The sequence below is a fragment of the Rhodopseudomonas palustris genome, from assembly GCF_003591005.1.
GTDB lineage: Bacteria > Pseudomonadota > Alphaproteobacteria > Rhizobiales > Xanthobacteraceae > Rhodopseudomonas > Rhodopseudomonas palustris_K.
Window position 1 is genome coordinate 122,277 of sequence record NZ_QYYD01000001.1, and the last position, 19,962, is coordinate 142,238.

Consider the following 19,962-nt stretch of genomic DNA (forward strand, 5'->3'; position numbering starts at 1 on the left):
GGCGGCGAAGGCTGCCTGCTCGGACCATCATGCCGCGGAGGCCTGCGCCGACTGTTCACATCGGTTGGTCCGGGCCGCCTCGAGGAACGCGTGGATCTGCGGCACCACGGTGGCTCCCTCACCGATCGCTGCGCCGACGCGCTTGACGGACCCGAACCGCACATCGCCCACGGCGAACACACCCGCCACGCTCGACTCGAGCGACGCGGGCGAGCTTGCGCCGTCGGCCGAAGACCGGTCGCCATCAGGGATGTCGGCGCCGGTCTGGACAAACCCCTTGCTGTCACGGCTGACGTTGCAATCGCTCAGCCACTCCGTTGCGGGCTCCGCACCGATGAACATGAAAACGTTGCGGATTGCTTTCTCGACGTCCCCGCCGGTCCGGTCGCGCCAGCGCACCCGCGCGAGTTGTCCCTGCTCGTCACCGGACAACTCCACGATCTCCGTGCAAGTCAGCAACTCGATATTCGCCGTCGCTGCGATCCTATCGATCAGATATTGCGACATGCTCTGCGAAAGGCTGGAGCCCCGCACCAGCATCCAGACTTTCTTGGCATAATGGCTGAGAAACACGGCCGCTTGCCCTGCGGAGTTGCCTCCGCCGACCAGCACGACTTCCTCGTTTCGGCACAGACGGGCCTCGATCGGGGAAGCCCAGTACCAAACTCCCCGCCCCTCGAAATGCTCCAGATTCGGTATGTTCGGCCTGCGATAGCGTGCGCCGCTGGCGATCACGACACTGAGCGCGGCAACGCTCCGACCATCGACGAGCCCGATCGCGAATGGATATTGCTCACAGCGAAGATTGGTGACCGTCTCGGGAATGATCATCTCGACACCGAACTTCTGGGCCTGCACGTAGGCACGTCCCGCCAGTGCCTGGCCTGAAATTCCCGTCGGGAAGCCCAGATAATTCTCGATACAGCTGCTGGCACCGGCCTGCCCCCCGAACGCCCTTGCGTCGAACACGCCGACCGACAATCCTTCGGACGCCGCATACACGGCAGCCGCAAGCCCTCCCGGGCCGGCGCCGACAATCGCCAAATCGTAGCAGCGCCCTTCCAGGTCCGGCGGCACCATGCCCAGCGCTCGCCCCAACTCGACCTCGCTGGGATTCTTGAGAATTACCCCGTTCGGACAGACCACCAATGGCAGTTCTTCCGGCCTGCAGGGATAGTGCTGCAAGAACGCCTGCGCGTCGGGGTCCTTTGTGGGATCCATCACCTGGTGTGGATAGGCGTTGCGGGCCAGAAATTCCAGCAGACGCACCATTCCGGGGTGGGCGTCATGCCCGATCAGACAAGGGCCACCTGAACCGGTCTCGATGAGGAATACCCGTCGCAAGACCAGAGCGCGCATGATGCGCTCGCCGAGTTCAACGTCGGCGATCAGCAAGGCGCGAAGTCTGGATGGCAGAATGATCAGCGACTCGACGGGTTCGATGGCGCGTGCATCGACAAGCGCGAGTCCGCCGGAGAGCTGGGCAACTTCGGCAATGAAATCGCCTGCACCCAATTCCACGATTCTCTCTGTTCGGCCGGGTCGATCGCGAGCTTCGATGGATACCCGGCCGGCGATGATGACGAACATCCCCGGCGGAATTTCACCCGTCAGGAACAGGTACTCATCGCCCGCATAATGTCTGATCTCGCCGAACCGGCGCATGCGGTCGATTTCGTTCGGCGCGAACTTGGGAAACATCTGCTCGCGGCGGGACTCAAGCATGCCGCTGCCGCCCGCCTGCAGACCCTCGACAACCGTGTTGGATAAGTCGTCCATCGATTCGCCTTTCAGGACCATGGCCCCTGCACGGCAGAAGCGCTCCAGGGAAAGGCACGCCGGGTGTGCTGCACGGTCAGCCACTGGTCCGTCGTGAAAGCCTCGATCACCCAATCGCCGTTGAATCGGCCGATCCCGGAATTCTTCTCGCCGCCGAACGGACAGGTCGGCAAGTCGATCACGGGCTGATCGTTGACGTGGGCCATGCCGACCTGCATCTGCCGGGCGAAGTGCGCGCCGCGGTGGAGGTTGCGCGTGAATACGGCGCCGCTCAGTCCGAAACTTGTTTGATTGGCCACCGCCAGCGCCTCTTCGGCGTTGCTGACCCGGATGATCGGCGCCACCGGGCCGAATATTTCTTCTGCTGCGAGCTGCATTTGGTTAGTGACGTTCACAAAGACATGCGGCGGCAGCACCAAGCCGTCCGGCTCGCCTCCGAGCACCTGTTTGCAGCCGTCATCGCGGGCACGGCGAATGCGCGCCATCAGCTTGTCGAGCTGCGCCTTGTTGATGATCGGACCGATCACGGTGTCGCCGTCGCTGGGATCGCCGACTTTCAAGTTCGCCACCCGCTGTGCAAAGCGATCGACGAACTTGGGGTAGACGGACTCCTCGACAATGATGCGGTTGATCGCGATGCAGATCTGGCCTTGATGCAAGAACTTGCCGAACGCAGCGGCTTCGACGGCCTGATCGAGATCTGCGTCCGCGAGTACGACGAACGGCGCATTGCCGCCGAGCTCCAGATCGACGCGCTTGATAATCGGCGCCTTCGCCGCGAGTTCCGCTATCCTGCGGCCGACCGGCGTCGAGCCGGTGAACGAAATCACACGCGGAACGGGATGACTGACGAAGCCGTCACCGATTTCGTCGCCGGCGCCGACGACGACGCTGAGGAGACCAGCCGGCAGCCCGGCCTCCTCGAAAATTTTGGCCAACAACAATCCCCCTGTGACAGGCGTCTCACTTGACGGCTTGATCACGACGGCGTTTCCCACAGCGAGCGCGGGCGCGACCGTGCGATTGCTCAGGTGGAGCGGCCAATTCCACGGGCTGATTGCTCCCACCACGCCGACCGGTTTGCGCATGACCAGATTCTCCTTGCCCGGAATGTCGGACAAAACGGAGCGTCCTTCGACCGCGTGCGGCACGGATGTCGCCCACAGCATGACGGTGTGAGTTACTTCCCACTCCAGGTTGGCTTTTAGTCGCGTGCTGCCGGATTCCTTGATCAGCCACTCGACGATTTCGCTGCGGCGCGCTTCCATCACGCCTGCCGCGCGGCGAAACACCTGTGCCCGCACCGCTGGCGTTGAGACAGCCCACGCCGTTTGAGCCCTGGCGCCTGCCGCAAACGCCGCATCGACATCGTCGCGATCGGCCTGCTTGATCTCGAGCAGAACATCGCCGCTAAACGGATTGGTGTCGGCCAGCCGATGCTCCGACCGACCCTGGCGCCAGTTGCCGGCGATCGGCAGCAGATCGAACTGATCGTAAAGTTGCGGATCTCGCGTCTGGACGTTCGTGCCATCCGATGCTTCGGCTTCGCGACGGTTGGCACTACGGCTGGCACTGGGCGCGACCATCGCCATCTCCCTAGGTTGGCTTAGCAACTGACGATGACGCGTCGAGCGGCGTGCAACCTTGACAGGCGTCAGCACAAACACCGGAAAACATCATGCGCCATCGATGGGTCTGCGTTCGTCCGGACGTTCGGCGTCTTTGATCGGGCAACGTGGCCCGGCACGTCAATAGAACCGCGGGATCGGACCCAGACGTGGCGTCGGCCTGTCAGACAAGTCAAAGATGAGCTGGTCCACGTAGCACCAGCCCCAGCCCTCCGGCGGATCATAGGCTTCTATGATCGGGTGACCGGTCGCATGGAAGTGTTTGGTCGCGTGCCGATTGGGCGACTGGTCACAGCAACCGACGTGGCCGCAGGTCCGACAAACGCGCAGGTGCAGCCATGGGTCGCCCAATTCCAGGCATTCTTCGCACCCTAGAGAATGCGGAATAACGTCATGAATTCCCAACAGGTGCCTGCAACGTGGTGCCATGTTCATCCTGCTCAATGACTGTCTGACGCGCTCGGTCTGACTACAATCTTGCCTGTTGCGGGCTCACTCGTCCTCTTTCGGTCTCACATTCTCCGCCGCGCATGTGGTGCGGGCGTCCAGGCGGACCGTTCAGTTCAATTTCCGCTTCGGGGGCGTCGCATTGAACTGCGCTATCTCCGCCGTTTGCGGCGCCCTGCCGTTGAATGTTAGCACATTGCCTTCCGCCGAGATCGCGACCTTGTCGCCGTCCTTCACCTCGCCCGCGAGGATCATCTCGGCCAACGGGTCCTGCAGATACTTTTGCATCACCCGCTTCAACGGCCGTGCGCCGTAAGCCGGGTCCCAGCCCTTGGCTGCGAGCCACTCCTTTGCGTCCGCATCGAGCGTGAGCGTGATCTTGCGATCATCCAGCAACTTTTGAAGCCTGGCGAACTGGATCTCGACAATCCGCCCCATCTCGCTGCGCTGCAGGCGGTGGAACAGAATGATCTCGTCGACGCGATTGAGAAACTCCGGCCTGAAATGCGCACGCACCATGCCCATGACCTGCTCGCGCACCGCCGCCGTATCCTCACCCTCCGGCTGGTTCACCAGGAATTCCGAACCCAGGTTGGAGGTCATGATGATCAACGTATTCCGGAAATCGACTGTTCGGCCTTGGCCATCGGTCAAGCGGCCGTCGTCCAACACCTGCAGCAGGACGTTGAAGACGTCAGGATGCGCCTTCTCGATTTCGTCGAACAGCACGACCTGGTAAGGCCGGCGCCGCACCGCCTCGGTCAGAGCACCGCCCTCGTCATAGCCGACATAGCCAGGGGGCGCGCCAATCAGGCGCGAGACCGAGTGCTTCTCCATGTATTCGGACATGTCGAGTCGGACCATCGCCGTTTCGTCGTTGAACAGATACTCCGCGAGCGCCTTGGTCAACTCGGTCTTGCCGACGCCGGTGGGGCCCAGGAACATGAAGGAACCCATCGGCCTGTTGGGGTCCTGCAGCCCGGCGCGCGAGCGGCGAACCGCGGTCGCGACCGCATGCACGGCCTCGGCCTGGCCGACGACGCGATGGCCCAGCGCCTCCTCCATCTTCAGGAGCTTGTCCTTCTCGCCCTCGAGCATCTTGTCGACGGGCACGCCGGTCCAGCGCGACACGACCTGTGCGATGTGATTGGCGGTGACGGCCTCCTCCACCGTTGCCCCCGCATTCTCATTGGCCTCGATCTCGGCGAGTTGCTTCTCCAGCTCTGGAATCCGACCATAGGCAAGTTCGCCGGCCCGCTGGTATTCGCCGCTGCGCTGGGCGTTTGCGAGATCGACTCGGAGAGCGTCCAGCTCGGCCTTGAGCTTCTGGGCATTCGAGAGTTTGCTTTTCTCCGCGCTCCAGCGAGCCGTCAGAGCCGCCGACCTTTCCTCGAGGTCGGCGAGCTCCTTCTCCAGCGATTGCAGCCGCGTCTTGGAGCCCGGGTCGCTTTCTTTTTTCAACGCCTCCTGCTCGATCTTGAGCCGGATGATCTCGCGATCGAGCGAGTCGAGCTCTTCGGGCTTGGAATCGACCTGCATCTTCAGCCGGGCCGCAGCCTCGTCCATCAAATCAATGGCCTTGTCGGGCAAGAAGCGGTCGGTGATGTAGCGGTTGGACAATGTCGCGGCCGCCACGAGTGCGGAATCGGTGATCCGCACGCCGTGATGCTGCTCGTATTTGTCCTTCAGCCCGCGCAGGATCGAGATCGTGTCCTCGACCGTGGGTTCGCTGACGAAGATCGGCTGAAAGCGCCTGGCCAGCGCCGCGTCCTTCTCGACGTGTTTCTGATACTCGTCGAGCGTGGTCGCGCCGATGCAGTGCAGCTCGCCGCGCGCCAGCGCCGGCTTGAGCAGATTGGAGGCGTCCATCGCGCCGTCGCTCTTGCCCGCGCCGATCAGCGTGTGCATCTCGTCGATGAACAGGATGAAGGCGCCCTCGCTCCCGGTGACTTCCTGGAGAACGGCTTTGAGCCTTTCCTCGAACTCACCGCGATACTTGGCGCCGGCGATCAATGCGCCGAGGTCGAGCGAAAGCAGCTTCTTGTCCTTCAGGCTTTCCGGCACGTCGCCATTGAGGATGCGCAGCGCCAACCCCTCGACGATGGCGGTCTTGCCGACGCCCGGCTCACCGATCAGCACCGGGTTGTTCTTGGTCCGGCGGGAGAGCACCTGGATGGTGCGGCGGATCTCCTCATCGCGCCCGATCACAGGATCGAGCTTTCCGTCGCGCGCGGCCTGGGTCAGGTCGCGCGCATATTTCTTCAGCGCGTCATAGGCGTTCTCGGCCGTCGCGCTGTCGGCCGTGCGGCCCTTGCGCAGGGACTCGATCGCCGCGTTAAGGTTCGGTGCGGTCACGCCGCCTTTGGCCAGCAGCTGGCCAGCCTCGCTATTCTTGTCGATGGCGAGCCCGAGCAGCAGACGCTCCACCGTTACAAAGCTGTCGCCGGCCTTTTCGGCGGCCTTTTCGGCGGCGTCAAAGGCTCGCGCGAGTTCGGGCGCGAGATAGACCTGCCCGGCACCACCACCGGACACCCTTGGCAGCTTGGCCAGAGCCTCCTCAGCCGCCTTTAGGATTGCGCGAGAATTGCCGCCGGCGCGGTCGATCAGTCCGCCAGCAAGGCCCTCGCTGTCATCAAGCAGGACCTTCAGCAGATGCAGGCTGGAAAACTGCTGATGACCTTCGCGCACCGCCAGCGACTGCGCGGATTGGATGAAACCCCGCGAGCGCTCGGTATACTGTTCAATGTTCATCGTCGTCTTCCCTCGGCATGCCGTCCGTCCCCCACCTGCGATCAGCAAATAAACGGCACCGGCTGGGTGTTCGATCGGTCAGGGTCGTTAAGATCACGACCCGGTCGCCGAGCGTGCGATTTGCGCGCAGGGCACGTTGACCGGATGCTCGTCGGGTTTCCGCGCGCGCGCACTGACGGTTGTCAACCCGCCAAGCGGCTTTCATTGCCCACACGGTGGACGTGCGGCAAAGGGCGTCCCACGAGGAAAAGGCGTGATCTGCGGCTGCCGATAGGCCTGCCGCCGGGGATCGCAGCACGGCGATTTCCGGTCTGACTCTCTCAATTTTGCCGAGCGTATCGTGGTGTCTCGAGATGCATGCGCGGTGCTCGCGTCACCATCAGCGCGGAGGAGTCGGCGAGCCGAGGTTGATAGTTGTCAGGGCGGATGTCGCGGTTGGATGTCACGAAATGCAGATGATGTCTTCGGGACCGATCAGCTGTTCCGGACGCAACCAGCATCGAAGGAGTTGGGCCCATGGCGACATCACTCAGCGCAGGCGCAGAAGTCAGACTTCGCATCAATCGCTCCGATTATGTGCTGCCGATCGAACCTCGGGTCACATTGCTGGATGCGCTGCGCGAATACTTGCATCTCAACGGCACCAAGAAGGGGTGCGACCAGGGCCAGTGCGGCGCCTGCACGGTTCACGTCGATGGACGACGCGTCCTCGCCTGCCTGACGCTCGCATCCCAGGTCGAAGGGCGCGCGATTACCACGATCGAGGGGTTGGCAATCAACGGCACCATGCATGCCGTCCAGGAGGCTTTCATCCGCCACGATGCTTTCCAGTGCGGATACTGCACGCCTGGTCAGATCATGTCGGCGGTCGGCTGCATCGACGAAGGCAGGACCGGTTCGGACTCCAGCATCCGCGAATACATGTCCGGCAACCTGTGCCGTTGTGGCGCCTATCCGCACATCGTCGCGGCTATTCGGGACGCGGCGCAGACGGTGGATTTGGCGAAGAGGAGCGCACGATGAACAATTTCGAGTATGTCCGAGCCACCGCCGTTCCCGACGCGCTGGGAGCCGTCGCGCAGCAGGCCGGCTCCCGCTTCCTCGCCGGCGGCACCACCATCCTCGACCTCATGAAATGCGGCGTCGAGGCTCCTTCAGTCCTCATCGATATTACGCGCCTGCCTGATCTCGATACGATCGAAGTTGGACCGACGAGCGTGCGTATCGGTGCGCTGTCGAAAATGAGCGACGTCGCCGATCACCCCACGATCCGGCAGAACTTTCCGGTCCTGTCGGAATCGCTCTGGCGCGGTGCGTCAGCGCAATTGCGCAACATGGCCACGATCGGGGGTAATCTCATGCAGCGGACGCGCTGCAGCTATTTCCGTGAGCCAGCGGTCTACGGCGCTTGCAATAAACGCAATCCCGGTTCCGGCTGCGCGGCCTTCGACGGCATCACCCGTAGCCACGCGATCCTGGGAACCAGCCCTAGCTGCATCGCGACCCACCCCGGTGACTTCGCAGTCGCTCTCGTCGCTTTCGACGCGACCGTCCTTGTCGAAGACGGCCAGCCACAACGCCGCTTCTCGATCGATGACTTCTTCCCTTTGCCCGGCGACACGCCAGACGTCGAACACCCGCTCTCGCCCGGCGAATTGATCGTCGCCGTGGAGGTTCCGACCTCGCAGGCGCTCCGCCGCTCGCACTACCTTAAGGTTCGCGACCGCGAGTCTTACGAATTCGCGACGGCCAGCGCCGCTGTCGGCGTGGAGTTGGAGGCGGATGGGCGCACGATCCGTGACGTCAGGGTCGCCCTCGGTGGGATCGCCACAAGACCATGGCGGGCGCGGACCGTCGAAGCGGCGCTCGTCGGACGGACTTTCGACGAGCCGACCATCCGGGTCGCGAGCCGCTTCGCCACCGAAGGCGCGGTCGATCACGGCGAAAACCGCTTCAAGATAGACCTGGCTCCCCGCGTCGTCGCGCGCGCACTGCTGACCGTCGGAGGGATCACCTGATGTCTATCACCAATTCAGAACAACTGAGTCACAATGGAGCGTTTCTCGGTCGCCGGATCGTGCGTGCCGATGGCGTCGCGAAAGTGACCGGACGAGCCGACTACGCCCTCGAACGCGATCTCACCGGCTTGGTACATGCCGTGATCGTCGAGAGCACCATGCCGTCGGGGCGCGTTGGGAACATCGATCTCGCCGCGGCACTGGCCACACCGGGTGTCCTGCGTATCCTCACCCAATCCGATGCGCTGCCACTGCAGAGCTGTGCGATGGTTCCGGCGGGGAGTGTCATGGAGAGCTTCCTGCCGCTTCAGGACGACCGAATCCGGTACAGCGGCCAACCGATTGCCCTCGTGATCGCCGATAGCTTCGATCATGCAACCGAAGCTGCGGGCCGCGTGCGCGTCGAGTACAAGTCGGAGCCAGCCGTCGCCGACATCGACGACCCAAAGGCGAAATCGACCGACGTGCCCGGGGCTCCGTCATCCGGTGCGAGCCGAGGCGATCCGAAAGCCGCGCTTGCGGCGGCAACGGTGCGCATGGAAGCAGTCTACACCACGCCGCGCGAATATTCTTGTCCCATGGAGCCGCTTGGAGCCATCGCGGACTGGAGCGACGACGGCAATCTCACCGTCTGGATGCCGAGCCAATGGGTCGAGGGTGCGCGACGGGCGTTCTCCGACTGGCTTGCAATCCCGATGGAAAAGGTACGCGTCGTCTCGCCGTTCGTGGGCGGCGGCTTCGGTGTCAAGGTCACAGCTCATGCAGACTCGCTTCTCGCCGCGATGGCCGCACGCGAGCTGCGACGCCCCGTCAAGCTGGCGCTGTCGCGGCCGCAGAACTTCACCGGCAACGGCCTGCGTCCCGCCATACGGCAGAAGTTGACGCTCGGTGCCAGCGACGACGGAAAATTGCAGGTAATCGTTCACGAGAACACCAGCGAGACCTCCGTTGACGACGATTACGTCGAAGGCGGCGCGGCCACCGCCAAGGTCATGTACGCCGTACCGAACCTGAGTGCGACGCAGAAGCTGGTGCGGATCAACTCCTTTACTCCGAGTTGGAAGCGCGCACCTGGAGAAGCGATCGGAGCCTATGCGCTTGAAAGCGCGATGGATGAACTTGCGTACATGTTGAAGCTCGATCCGATCGAACTGCGGCTCCGCAACTATGCCAGTCAGGATCCCGACTCGGCGAAACCCTGGTCGAGCCGCCGGCTCCGCGAAGCCTACGAAGCCGGCGCGCAGGCGTTCGGTTGGGCACGCCGCTTGCCCGAGCCACGCTCGATGCGGGAGGGCCACGAATTGATCGGATGGGGGATGGCGGGAGGCGCCTTTCCCAACGTGCACACTCCCGGCGAGGCGAGAGTTACGATTTCCGCCGATGGTTCGGTCGATGTTGCCTCGAGCGGCGTGGATATCGGTGGTGGTACCTACACCATTCTTGCACAGGCGGCCGCCGACGCAATCGGCGTTCCATTCGAACAGGTGCGCGTTCGGCTCGGCGATACCAGCCTGCCGCGCGCCCCGGTCGCCGGAGTTTCGCAGATTGCCAATCTTCTCACCGGCGCCGTTGATAAGAGCGCGCGCGCTGCCCGCGAGGAGCTGTTGACGCTCGCGTCCAGTCATATTGGCTCGCCGTTCAAGGCCAAGCGAGTCAACGACTTCACCATCAAGGATGGACGGATCTCGCCGACGGATGGCTCTGCAAAGTCGATCACGGTAGCCGAGCTGATGCGAGCAGTCGGGCGTGACCGGATCGAGGTTACACGCAGCACCATGCCGGCCGACAAGGCGTCGTCAGAAGCCGAACAGCGCGACGCGTACAACAGCTTCAAATATATGGGCCCATCGTCGGCGACCCACGCGACTTATGCGTGGGGCGCGCAATTCGTGGAGGTTCGTGTCGACGAGGACTATGGGACCGTACGTGTCCGCCGGATGGTCGGCGCCTTCGATTGCGGCAGGCTCTACAACCCCAGGCTCGCCGAAAGCCAGTGGAAGGGCGGCATGATCATGGGAATTGGAGAGGCTCTCCTTGAAGCCATCCACATCGATCGCCGCTATGCACGAATCACAAATAACAACCTCGCCGACTACGTCTTGCCGGTGAACGCCGACGTGCCTGACATCGAGGTCATCTCCGTCGGCGAGCCGGACCTGCACGCCAGCGCGCTCGGCGGCAAGACAGTCGGTGAAATCGGTGTGGTCGGCACGGCTGCTGCCATCGCCAATGCGGTGTTTCATGCCACAGGCAAGCGCGTGCGCGACCTGCCGATCACGATGGAGAAGCTGATGTAGCTGCGCGATCGGCCGACATCGAACACCGGGCAGGCAAGGAGATCGGCTCTGCACGTCGGGATTGTCGCGGCGCACCGGTGGTGCGCGGCTGACGCAAAAGGTGAGATCGAAGGTCGGCGCGCGACCCACATGACCGTCGATCAGTGGGAGCAACCCGGCCATCAGCGCCCTATTCGCCGAGTCCGCCTCCACAACCATGCTGTGGTCCCATCACGCATCTCATTGAGAGGCTGGTCTTCGCATGCAAATTCCCCTCATCGCGCAGATCGGCGTCGACCAGCGCGACAGTGAAGACGTCGCGCTGCAGAAAATGATACTCGTCGGCGTCGCATTGTCATCCGCGGTCGCGGCGGCGTTGTGGGGGGTCGTCTACATCGCCGCTGGAGCACGCAGCGCCGGCGCCGTACCGGCGGCCTACAGCGTGTTATCGCTGGTCAACACCATGCTGTTCGCCGCATTTCCCCGCTTTCCGCGCTACCGCTTCTGCCAGCTGACGCTGATCTTGCTGCTGCCGTGGCTGATGACGATCAGTCTCGGCGGCTTCCATAATTCGAGCGCCGTCATTCTTTGGTCCACGCTTTGTCCCTTGGGCGCCCTGGTCGTCCACGATCTTCCCGCCGCCTCCCGTTGGTTCGCGGCATTTCTCGTCCTGCTCGCAAGCACCGCGCTTGTCCACCCCTCCGGCGACGCCGCCTCGCTGCCTTCCTCGATGGTCACATTTTTCTATCTCCTGAACATTGGCTGCGTCGTGAGTCTGGCCTTCGCGATGCTTTACTACTTCGTCGACAAGAAGAACCGGCTGCAGGAACGATCCGAAATGCTGCTGCTCAACATCCTGCCGATCGAGATCTTCAATGTACTGAAAGGTGAGCACCGCACGATCGCCGATCAGTACGACAAGGCAAGCATCCTGTTCGCCGACGTCGTGGAGTTCACCCCGCTGGCCAAGTCCATGCCGCCTATGGAACTCGTCGGCCTTCTCGACGAAGTGTTCATGTGCTTCGATTTGTTGGTCGAGAAGTATCAATTGGAGAAAATCAAAACCATTGGCGACTGCTATATGGTCGTTTCCGGCGTACCGCGCCCACGTGCCGATCACGCTCACGCCCTCGCGCGCATGGCGCTCGATATGCAGGCTTGCGTCGCCGAGCGCGAGTTTCGCGGCAAGCGATTGACGTTCCGCATTGGTATGAATTCAGGCCCTGTCGTCGCCGGCATCATCGGCCGAAAGAAGTTCATCTTCGACCTGTGGGGCGACGCGGTGAACATGGCCAGTCGCATGGAGTCACACGGCAAGAGCGAAGCCATTCAAATCACAAACGCGACTCACGACCTGATCAAGCACGACTTCGTCTGCGAAACGCGCGGCACCATAAATGTCAAGGGATCGGGTGAGATGGAGGTCTGGCATATCTTGAGTGAAAAGCAACACGATGAAAGCAACTCGTCTCGGGTCGCGGCGGAATAGGACAGACCGCTGATCGCCCGCAGCTTTGCTCTCGCCGTCCGGACCAAACTGGATAAAGTTGATCTGATAGTTCGCGAAGACCAAACCAGGAGAGTCGAATGACCAAATTTGCGCTGTACGTTCCGCTTGTGGCGAAGCCTGGCAAGGAGAAGGATGTCGCGGATTTTCTGCGGTCGGCGGTTCCTCTGGTCGATGCCGAACCGGGAACGATCTCATGGTACGCGATTCAGGAAGGCCCCTCCTCTTTCGCGATCTTCGACACATTCGACGACGAGACCGGACGCGACGCGCATCTCAACGGAAAGGTTGCGGCCGCGTTGATGGAGAAGATCAAGGCGGGCGACATGTTCGACAACACGCCGGAGATTCATAAGTTGGACATCATCGCGGACAAGTCGGCGAGGTAGAGCCCCGAGCTCTCCTTGTGCAGCGACTGTTGTCCACGGGAAGCGCGAACGCGAGCGGTTCATTGGAAGATCGTTCCGCGCTGACGCTCGTCTCAATCGGCCGCAGGATGCGGCCGTCTCACGGAGAGGCCGCCAGGCGATCGGGCGTGGACGCATCCGTTACAAGCCGGGTCCTGAATCGCGACAGGTACGGCGCGGTGCGACTCCTGGACGATTCAGCGACCTCGGCAGGGATTCCGGCCGCCACCACGCGGCCGCCCTCGTCACCGGCACCAGGGCCGATATCGATCACCCAGTCGCTGCCGGCGGCCACGCGCATGTCATGCTCCACCACAATCACAGTACTGCCGAGGTCGACCAGCCGGTCGAGTTGTGCGATGAGCTTCTCGACGTCGGCCGGGTGTAGTCCCGTGGTCGGCTCGTCGAGAACGTAGAGTGTCTGGCCGCGTTGGGTGCGCTGCAACTCGGTGGCCAGCTTGATCCGCTGGGCCTCGCCGCCGGAAAGCTCCGTCGCCGGCTGGCCAAGTCGCAGATAGCCGAGGCCGACCTGCCGCAAGACGTCGAGCGAGCGGCGAACGGGCTCCTCCTCGGCGAAGAACGCGAAGGCGGCGTCGACCGTCATGTCCAGGACCTCGGCGATGTTCTTGCCGCGGTGCTTTATCTCGAGAGTCTTCGCGTTGTAGCGAGCGCCGTGACAGCTTGGGCATGGTGCATACACACTGGGCAGAAACAGCAACTCGACGCAGACGAAGCCCTCGCCCTCGCAAGTCTCACAGCGCCCCTTGGCGACGTTGAAGGAAAAGCGGCCAGCGTCGTAGCGGCGGGCGCGCGCCGTCTTGGTGGCCGCGAAGATCTTGCGAACGTAGTCGAACAACCCTGTGTAGGTCGCGAGGTTGGACCGCGGTGTGCGCCCGATCGCCTTCTGATCGACGACCACCAACCGCTTGACCCCCTCCATTCCGCCTGCGATCCGGCCGCCGAGCGTGGGCACGACGGTCCGCTCGAGTTCGTCGGCTTCATCGTCAATCGTCGGGGGCGATCCACCCAGACCTGTTGCAATCAGTTCCACCAACACTTGGCTCACCAGGCTCGACTTGCCTGAGCCGGAAACGCCCGTCACGGTGGTGAAAACTCCCAACGGAAACTCGACGTCGAGGTCATGCAGGTTGTTGCGACTGACGCCCTGCAACCGCAGCCAGCCCTTGGGCGAGCGCGGCGTCCGGGCCGACACGGCGCGGTCGCCGAACAGGTATTGCCGGGTTTGCGATCCTTCGATCTGCCTGAATCCCTGGAGCGATCCGCTGTACAGCACCTCGCCGCCGAGTTCGCCGGCGCCCGGCCCGATATCGACGACCCAATCCGCTTGGCGGATCACGTCGACCTCGTGTTCGACCACGAAGAGCGAATTGCCTGAGGCTTTCAATCGGGCGAGCGCCCTAAGCAGCGCCTCGGTGTCGGCGGGATGCAATCCGGCCGACGGCTCGTCGAGCACATAGACGACGCCGAACAGATTCGAGCGCACTTGCGTCGCCAGTCGCAGGCGCTGTAGTTCGCCCGGAGAGAGCGTCGGGGTACTTCGCTCCAGCGAAAGATAGCCTAGTCCGAGGTCGAGCAGAACCGTGAGACGGCCACCGAAGTCCTCGGCGATGCGCTGCACCACCAACGCCTTCTCCGGATGCTGTGCCCTGAGCTTGGCCAAGACAGGGGCAGTCGCCTCCGCATAGGGGCGCAACAGCTCAGCGAGCTTGGTCAGCGAAATCCTGGAAACATCGGCAATATCGTAGCCCGCGAACCTGACAGCCAGCGACTCGCGGCGCAGCCGCTTGCCATGACAAAGCGGGCAATCGGTGCTGACCATGTAGCGCGACACCCGCTTCTTGATCGACGCACTTTCCGTCGTGGCGAACGTATTCAGTACATATCGCCTGGCGCTGGAGAAGTTGCCGCGGTAGCTGGGCTCCTCCTTGCGTCGGATCGCCCTTCGCGCCTCGTTGACGTCATAGCCGATATAGACCGGGACCACCGGTTGCTCGTCGGTGTAGAGGATCCAGTCGCGCGCCTTCTTCGGCAACTCGCGCCACGGACGATCGACGTCGTAGCCGAGCGAGATCAGCATGTCGCGCAAATTGCCGCCATGCCAGGCAGGCGGCCAGGCCGCGATCGCGCGCTCGCGAATGCTTTTGGAATCGTCCGGCACCATTGAGCGCTCGGTCACCTCGTAGACCTTGCCGAGCCCCTGGCATCGGGGACAAGCTCCCGTCGGCGTATTCGGCGAGAACGCCTCGGCATCGAGATGCGCCTGGTGCCGAGGATAATCGCCGGCGCGCGAGTACAGCATTCGAAGCAGGTTCGACAGAGTCGTGACACTGCCGACGGACGAGCGCGTGGTGGGCGCGCCGCGCTGCTGCTGCAGGGCCACCGCTGGCGGCAGACCTTCGATCTCGTCAACCTCCGGAACCGGCATTTGGTGAAACAATCGCCGCGCATACGGCGAGACGGATTCCAGATAGCGCCGCTGCGCCTCCGCATAGAGCGTGCCGAACGCAAGCGACGATTTTCCCGAGCCGGATACGCCGGTGAAGACCACAAGCGCATCGCGGGGAATGACGAGATCGATATTCTTCAAATTGTGCTCGCGTGCGCCGCGCACGCGGACGAAGCCCCGTGGTTCTCCGCTTGTTACTTTCTGAGAACAAGGCTTGTCGATTTGTTGCATCAGGCAAAACGCCTTAAGGCAGCCGGGAGTTCCGATCCCGACGGTAGGCTGCCAGACGCGGTGCTGGTGAGCTTTCTGCCGCATGGAATCGACCACCTCAGGACTTGCGAGTTCGTGTGCTGCGATCCGTCGATCGTAAAGGCGGAAAGCGCCCCTTGGCCGCCGCAACGAAGTCCGTGGCGCCACGCATGCTGCCCGCCCGCATATTATGGCGCGGTCATCGTCATTGCACATCGTCACACGGCGCGGGATGCAAATGAGAGAATGAACTCTCCTCCAATGACTGAGCGAAGACGTCGGCAGAACCGGAAACGGATTGTACTTCAAGCTTCGTCCGGCTATCCGCGATAGGATTGGCTTGGCCCGGTTCGCGCCTGCACCTCGCGGATAAAGTCCTGCGGGCTCGTGAAGAACGAATTTTCGACCAAGACGCCGCCGATGATGACCATCGGATGCGTACGCAGGATATCGATGGCGTGCGGCGCCGTCAGCAGATTGGCGTCGAAGGTGCAAATCACCGGGTCGTCGAAATTTGGTAGCGCGCCGTTGAGCCGCATTTCATACTCGGCCCAATCTGCGCCGCTTTTCCAGTCGTCCACAGCCACTTCGGCGTGCGCGATCATCCGCGTCAACGGGAAGCCGAGTGCTACGCCGGCCCGCAAGGCTTCCTGAATCAGGACGAGCATCGCTTCCTTGTCAAACCGGCCGGTCTTGAGATAGGTGTCCTCCGGCAGCGCAACTTCGAGCTGACGGCTTTTCAACGTCGTTTCCACGTCGATGCCGGCCTTTCGCAACCAGCTGAGGTGATCCTCCCGGTGATGAGACGGGAGCACATGAAAACCGCGCTGACCACAGTTGATGCCGTCGCAGATGAACGGCAGCAACGCGTCGTATTCCTCCACGGCCGAATTGAAGAACGCGCAGACATGCCGGTGCTCCCGCAGCATGGATCGCCCAAACGGAATCGGCGCAGTGGTGGAAATCATCTCAGCCCTCCAGTTCAAATCTCTTGTCCGGCACATTCTGAGCCCATTTCGAGCGGTCTGCACAGGGTATGCCGCGCAGCGCACAAAGCCATCTATGCGGGTCACGGCTGCCGCCATCGTGCCTCACCTGATTGACAGCGTTCCGAAACCGGCCTGCCGCGGAGGTGCTCGCCCAGCGCCGAACCGTCACGTTGCGTCAAGCTGTTGGCGACCTTAAGGGCAAAGCGATTTAGCGGAGACTCATCGAACTGGCTCTCGATCTGCGGCTCGCGGAAATGAGTAGAAAACACCCCCCAAAGGGAACCATTGCTGCTGATGAGCGGCGCCGAATGAACCGCAGAAATGCCGCTCGCTCGCAGCGCATCGAGCTGGCGCGTGCCTACATACAAGTAGTTCGTCGAGATATCCGCGACGAATATACTCATACGTCGAGTAAGCGCAGCGGCGCATGAAGTAGAGCTATCCCGGCGAACGATGCCGAAAAAGCCGAGCGCTTCCCTGGAAAACCCGCGGCTGGCGACAATCGTTAGACAGTCGGCTCTTTCGTCGAAGCGCTGCAGGGTACCCAGATCCGCGCACGTCAGCCCGATCGCGATATCCAGGACCCGCAACAGCTCCGCGCCGACATCTTCGGAATTTCTAAGCCGCTGCAGGACGGCGTCGATCTCTCGACCGCCTGCAGATCGAATCGCTCAGGGGGAAACGGCTCCTCGGGATCCTCCATCACCTTTGCTTCCGCGGCTATGCCGCGGCGACATTGTCGCGGCCATACAGGCTGGAATGTAAGGTCGAATTGTCACGGAGCGGATTAAGCAATTTTACGTAATCATCCTCCCTTTCAGAGGGATACTTAGCGCGCTCCCCCCGCTAGGGGTGTATCTATGTTATCGACGGACTGATCCGACGAGTGTAGGTTCATTGGAGCAGCTCTCGATCCTGAGATCGAGAGCAGAAGCGATTGGCCTTTTCTAACCCAGTTGCAAGCATCGGCCAGCGGCACGCTGACGGTTGAGCTTCAATGTGCGTTTGTGGGTTGAGGCCAGTCGAATGCCTTGGGTCGATGAGCTTTCCGAACCGCATGAACTCAGGCGCTGCATCCGCGATCTCGTGGCACTGTCGACGCTGCCGGCCATCTGGAAAGATTACAATTCGCGGCAGATTGCCGATAGCGCGGCGGCCGCGCTGCTTTCGATGCTCAATGCCGAGGTCATTTACGTATCTGTGCCCGGACTGCGTGACGAACCTGCGGCCGACGTGATGCGCACGCGTGGCGCGGTGCCCGCCGGACCGTGCGGTCACGTTGAACGCATTCTCCGCGGAGCGTGGCGCGGTAGGCGGGAGCAGATACCCATGATCGACAACCCGCTCGGGACCGGAACGCTACGAATTGCGGCGGCGCCGATGGGGTTTGGCGGCGACGACATGATCGTCGCCGGGTCCGTCAATCCGCAATTTCCGAGCGAGACGCACCGGCTCCTGCTCGGAATTACGGCGAACCACGCGACGCTCGCCATTCAACGCTGGCTCGCGGAGGTTGAGCAGCGGCGTCTGGGGAGCGTGATCGAGCGGTCGTCCGAGTTCGTTGGCTTCGCCCATCTCGACGGCACGCCGCAATACATCAACAAGGCGGCATTCGACCTGCTCGGGCTTTCAGATCTCCAGGAACTACAGGCAGCCAGCATCTTTGATTTCCTGGCTCCCGATGAGCAGGCTCGAGCGCGCACCGAGCTGCTTCCGATGGTGATGAGCAGCGGACGGTGGCTCGGCGAGCTCAATTTTTGTCACTTCAAGACTGGAGAGAACATTCCCTTCCTGCTCGACTGGTTCCGCATCGACGACCCGCGCACCGGCCGTCCGACCAACATGGCGGCCGTCAGTCGCGATCTGAGGCCGCAAAAGAAGCTCGAAGACGATCTCCGGCGCCTCAACGAGTCGTTGGAGCAGCGGGTGGCGGAACGGACGTCGGAATTGGCAGAAGCGCTCGAGCGCTTGACGATTGAAGCCGAGGAGCACGCGCGCGCGGATGTCCGCGCACAGAAGCTGCAGGCGGAGCTTCTTCATGCCTCGCGGCTGAGCACCGCGGGCCAGATGGCCGGGGCGTTGGCTCACGAGTTGAACCAGCCGCTGACCGCATTCACCAATTCGGTCAATGCCGGGCGCCGGATGATGGCAAACGACGCGCCCCACAGGGACGACACCATACGCGACGTCCTCGACGAAGCTGCAGATCAGGCGCTGCGCGCCGGCGAGATCATCAGGCGGCTGCGAGAGTTCGTGACGCGCGGCGAGACGGAAATGCGGATCGAAAACCTGCCTGACCTGATCCGGGAGGCCAGCAAGCTTGCATCGGCGGGAATCGGACCGCACGACATGCGGGTCCGGCTGAGCTTCGATCCGCGCGCCAATACGGTGTTTGCCAACCGAATCCAGCTGCAGCAGGTCATGCTCAACCTGATACGCAATGCGCACGAGGCAATGGCGCAGAGCGAGTGGCGCGAACTGAAGGTGGCCACGGCGCGACTTGATGACGCATCGATCGAAATTGCCGTCGCAGATCATGGCTCTGGCGTGTCGGACAATATTGTCGACCACCTGTTCGAGCCATTCCACACCACAAAAGTCGACGGCATGGGACTGGGGCTCTCGATCTGCCGCTCGATCGTCGAGCCACATCGCGGGACGTTGCGCTATGAGCTCAATCACGGCGGCGGAGCAATCTTTCGTGTGACGCTGCCAGTCCCCGTCGAACGATGGGTTTCTTGATGCCCGCAGACCGTCTCATTTACGTCGTCGACGACGACCCGGCGATCCGCCGATCCCTGGAGCGCCTGTTGGAAGCGATCGGCTTTAAGGTGGCGTCGTATGCAACGCCGGGAGTATTTCTCGACGTCGCGGGCCGGTTACGCAGCGGTTGCGTGCTTCTGGATCTTCGTATGCCGGAGATGGACGGCTTCGAGGTTCAGGCTCGCCTTCGGCTGATCAATCCAGACTTGCCGGTCATTGTGGTAACGGCACAAGGGGACGTGAGAACCGCGGTCCGCGCGATGAAGGCGGGAGCCGTGGACTTCATTGAAAAGCCCTACAGCGACGACGCCTTGATAATGTCAATCGAGTCCGCGTTAGCGACCGACGCGTCCACCGGCCGGAACGGCGATATCGCCACGGCAGCTGCGTTGATCAATACGCTGAGCCCGCGCGAACGGCAGGTGCTCGAGGCGCTCGTGGCTGGTCAGCCCAATAAGGTCATCGCATTCGATCTTGGAATCAGTGTTCGCACCGTCGAGGTTCACCGTTCGCGCATGATGGATCGTCTCGGCGTGCATCAGTTCGCCGAGGCCGTGAAGCTTCTGGTCCTGGCGAGTTTTGCTGCGCGGGCCTGATGAAGGAGCGTTATCGTCGCCGAGACCATCCCGGCGCGAACGCCGAACGAGCCGATGAGTGTCCAGCACGCCAAGCGCCGAAACA

The 19,962-nt window shown here is 62.5% G+C and carries 14 protein-coding genes; 7 read left to right on the forward strand and 7 right to left on the reverse strand.

The genetic code is table 11. From position 1 onward, the window contains the following. Positions 1-27: 27 nt before the first annotated feature. The 4 genes from D4Q52_RS00635 to clpB all read right to left on the reverse strand — a co-directional run bounded on the left by D4Q52_RS00635 (position 28) and on the right by clpB (position 6,605). Positions 28-1,779: an FAD-dependent oxidoreductase gene (locus D4Q52_RS00635; RefSeq protein WP_182915174.1), complete on the reverse strand. Its 1,752-nt coding sequence runs from the start codon at positions 1,777-1,779 to the stop codon at positions 28-30. An 11-nt stretch (positions 1,780-1,790) separates the two neighbouring features. Beyond that, positions 1,791-3,365 carry an aldehyde dehydrogenase family protein gene (locus D4Q52_RS00640; protein ID WP_119854834.1) on the reverse strand — a complete coding sequence of 525 codons (1,575 nt, stop codon included), beginning with the start codon at positions 3,363-3,365 and terminating at the stop codon, positions 1,791-1,793. A 162-nt stretch (positions 3,366-3,527) separates the two neighbouring features. Beyond that, the gene (locus D4Q52_RS00645; protein WP_119854835.1) at positions 3,528-3,836 is read right to left on the reverse strand and encodes a UBP-type zinc finger domain-containing protein; all 309 of its coding nucleotides are present in this window, start codon (positions 3,834-3,836) and stop codon (positions 3,528-3,530) included. Between the two features lie 129 nt (positions 3,837-3,965). Continuing rightward, positions 3,966-6,605 carry an ATP-dependent chaperone ClpB gene (gene clpB / locus D4Q52_RS00650; RefSeq protein WP_119854608.1) on the reverse strand — a complete coding sequence of 880 codons (2,640 nt, stop codon included), beginning with the start codon at positions 6,603-6,605 and terminating at the stop codon, positions 3,966-3,968. 516 nt (positions 6,606-7,121) lie between these two features. Here clpB and D4Q52_RS00655 point away from each other — a divergent pair. The 5 genes from D4Q52_RS00655 (at position 7,122) to D4Q52_RS00675 (ending at position 12,795) form a co-directional block, all read left to right on the forward strand. Then, positions 7,122-7,628 (forward strand): (2Fe-2S)-binding protein, encoded by a 507-nt coding sequence (locus tag D4Q52_RS00655; RefSeq protein WP_119854609.1) that lies wholly within the window; start codon positions 7,122-7,124, stop codon positions 7,626-7,628. After that, complete coding sequence (locus tag D4Q52_RS00660; protein WP_119854836.1) at positions 7,625-8,623, forward strand: FAD binding domain-containing protein; 999 nt, start codon at positions 7,625-7,627, stop codon at positions 8,621-8,623. Before D4Q52_RS00655 ends, D4Q52_RS00660 begins: the two co-directional genes overlap by 4 nt. After that, entirely contained in the window at positions 8,623-10,920 is a 2,298-nt protein-coding gene (locus tag D4Q52_RS00665) for a xanthine dehydrogenase family protein molybdopterin-binding subunit (protein ID WP_182915175.1), read from the forward strand. Before D4Q52_RS00660 ends, D4Q52_RS00665 begins: the two co-directional genes overlap by 1 nt. Before the next feature lie 241 nt (positions 10,921-11,161). Further along, a complete protein-coding gene (locus D4Q52_RS00670) occupies positions 11,162-12,388 on the forward strand; it encodes an adenylate/guanylate cyclase domain-containing protein (protein ID WP_119854610.1) in 1,227 nt (408 codons plus the stop codon). A 98-nt stretch (positions 12,389-12,486) separates the two neighbouring features. After that, positions 12,487-12,795 (forward strand): putative quinol monooxygenase, encoded by a 309-nt coding sequence (locus tag D4Q52_RS00675; protein WP_119854611.1) that lies wholly within the window; start codon positions 12,487-12,489, stop codon positions 12,793-12,795. Positions 12,796-12,913: 118 nt separating this feature from the next. Here the strand turns inward: D4Q52_RS00675 and uvrA are convergent, their stop codons facing one another. The 3 genes from uvrA to D4Q52_RS00690 form a co-directional block, all read right to left on the reverse strand. Further along, positions 12,914-15,511, reverse strand: coding sequence for an excinuclease ABC subunit UvrA (uvrA, locus tag D4Q52_RS00680; RefSeq protein WP_119854612.1), 2,598 nt, complete (start codon positions 15,509-15,511; stop codon positions 12,914-12,916). Between the two features lie 338 nt (positions 15,512-15,849). Further along, entirely contained in the window at positions 15,850-16,497 is a 648-nt protein-coding gene (locus D4Q52_RS00685; protein ID WP_182915176.1) for an MEDS domain-containing protein, read from the reverse strand. 101 nt (positions 16,498-16,598) lie between these two features. Beyond that, the gene (locus D4Q52_RS00690; protein ID WP_182915177.1) at positions 16,599-17,108 is read right to left on the reverse strand and encodes a GAF domain-containing protein; all 510 of its coding nucleotides are present in this window, start codon (positions 17,106-17,108) and stop codon (positions 16,599-16,601) included. Between the two features lie 436 nt (positions 17,109-17,544). Between D4Q52_RS00690 and D4Q52_RS00695 the strand changes: the two genes are divergently transcribed. Together D4Q52_RS00695 and D4Q52_RS00700 are read left to right on the forward strand one after the other, a co-directional pair. Next, entirely contained in the window at positions 17,545-19,260 is a 1,716-nt protein-coding gene (locus tag D4Q52_RS00695; RefSeq protein ID WP_119854615.1) for a sensor histidine kinase, read from the forward strand. Then, on the forward strand, positions 19,260-19,877 hold the full coding sequence (locus tag D4Q52_RS00700; protein ID WP_119854838.1) for a response regulator transcription factor: 618 nt from the start codon (positions 19,260-19,262) through the stop codon (positions 19,875-19,877). Before D4Q52_RS00695 ends, D4Q52_RS00700 begins: the two co-directional genes overlap by 1 nt. Positions 19,878-19,962 lie beyond the last annotated feature (85 nt).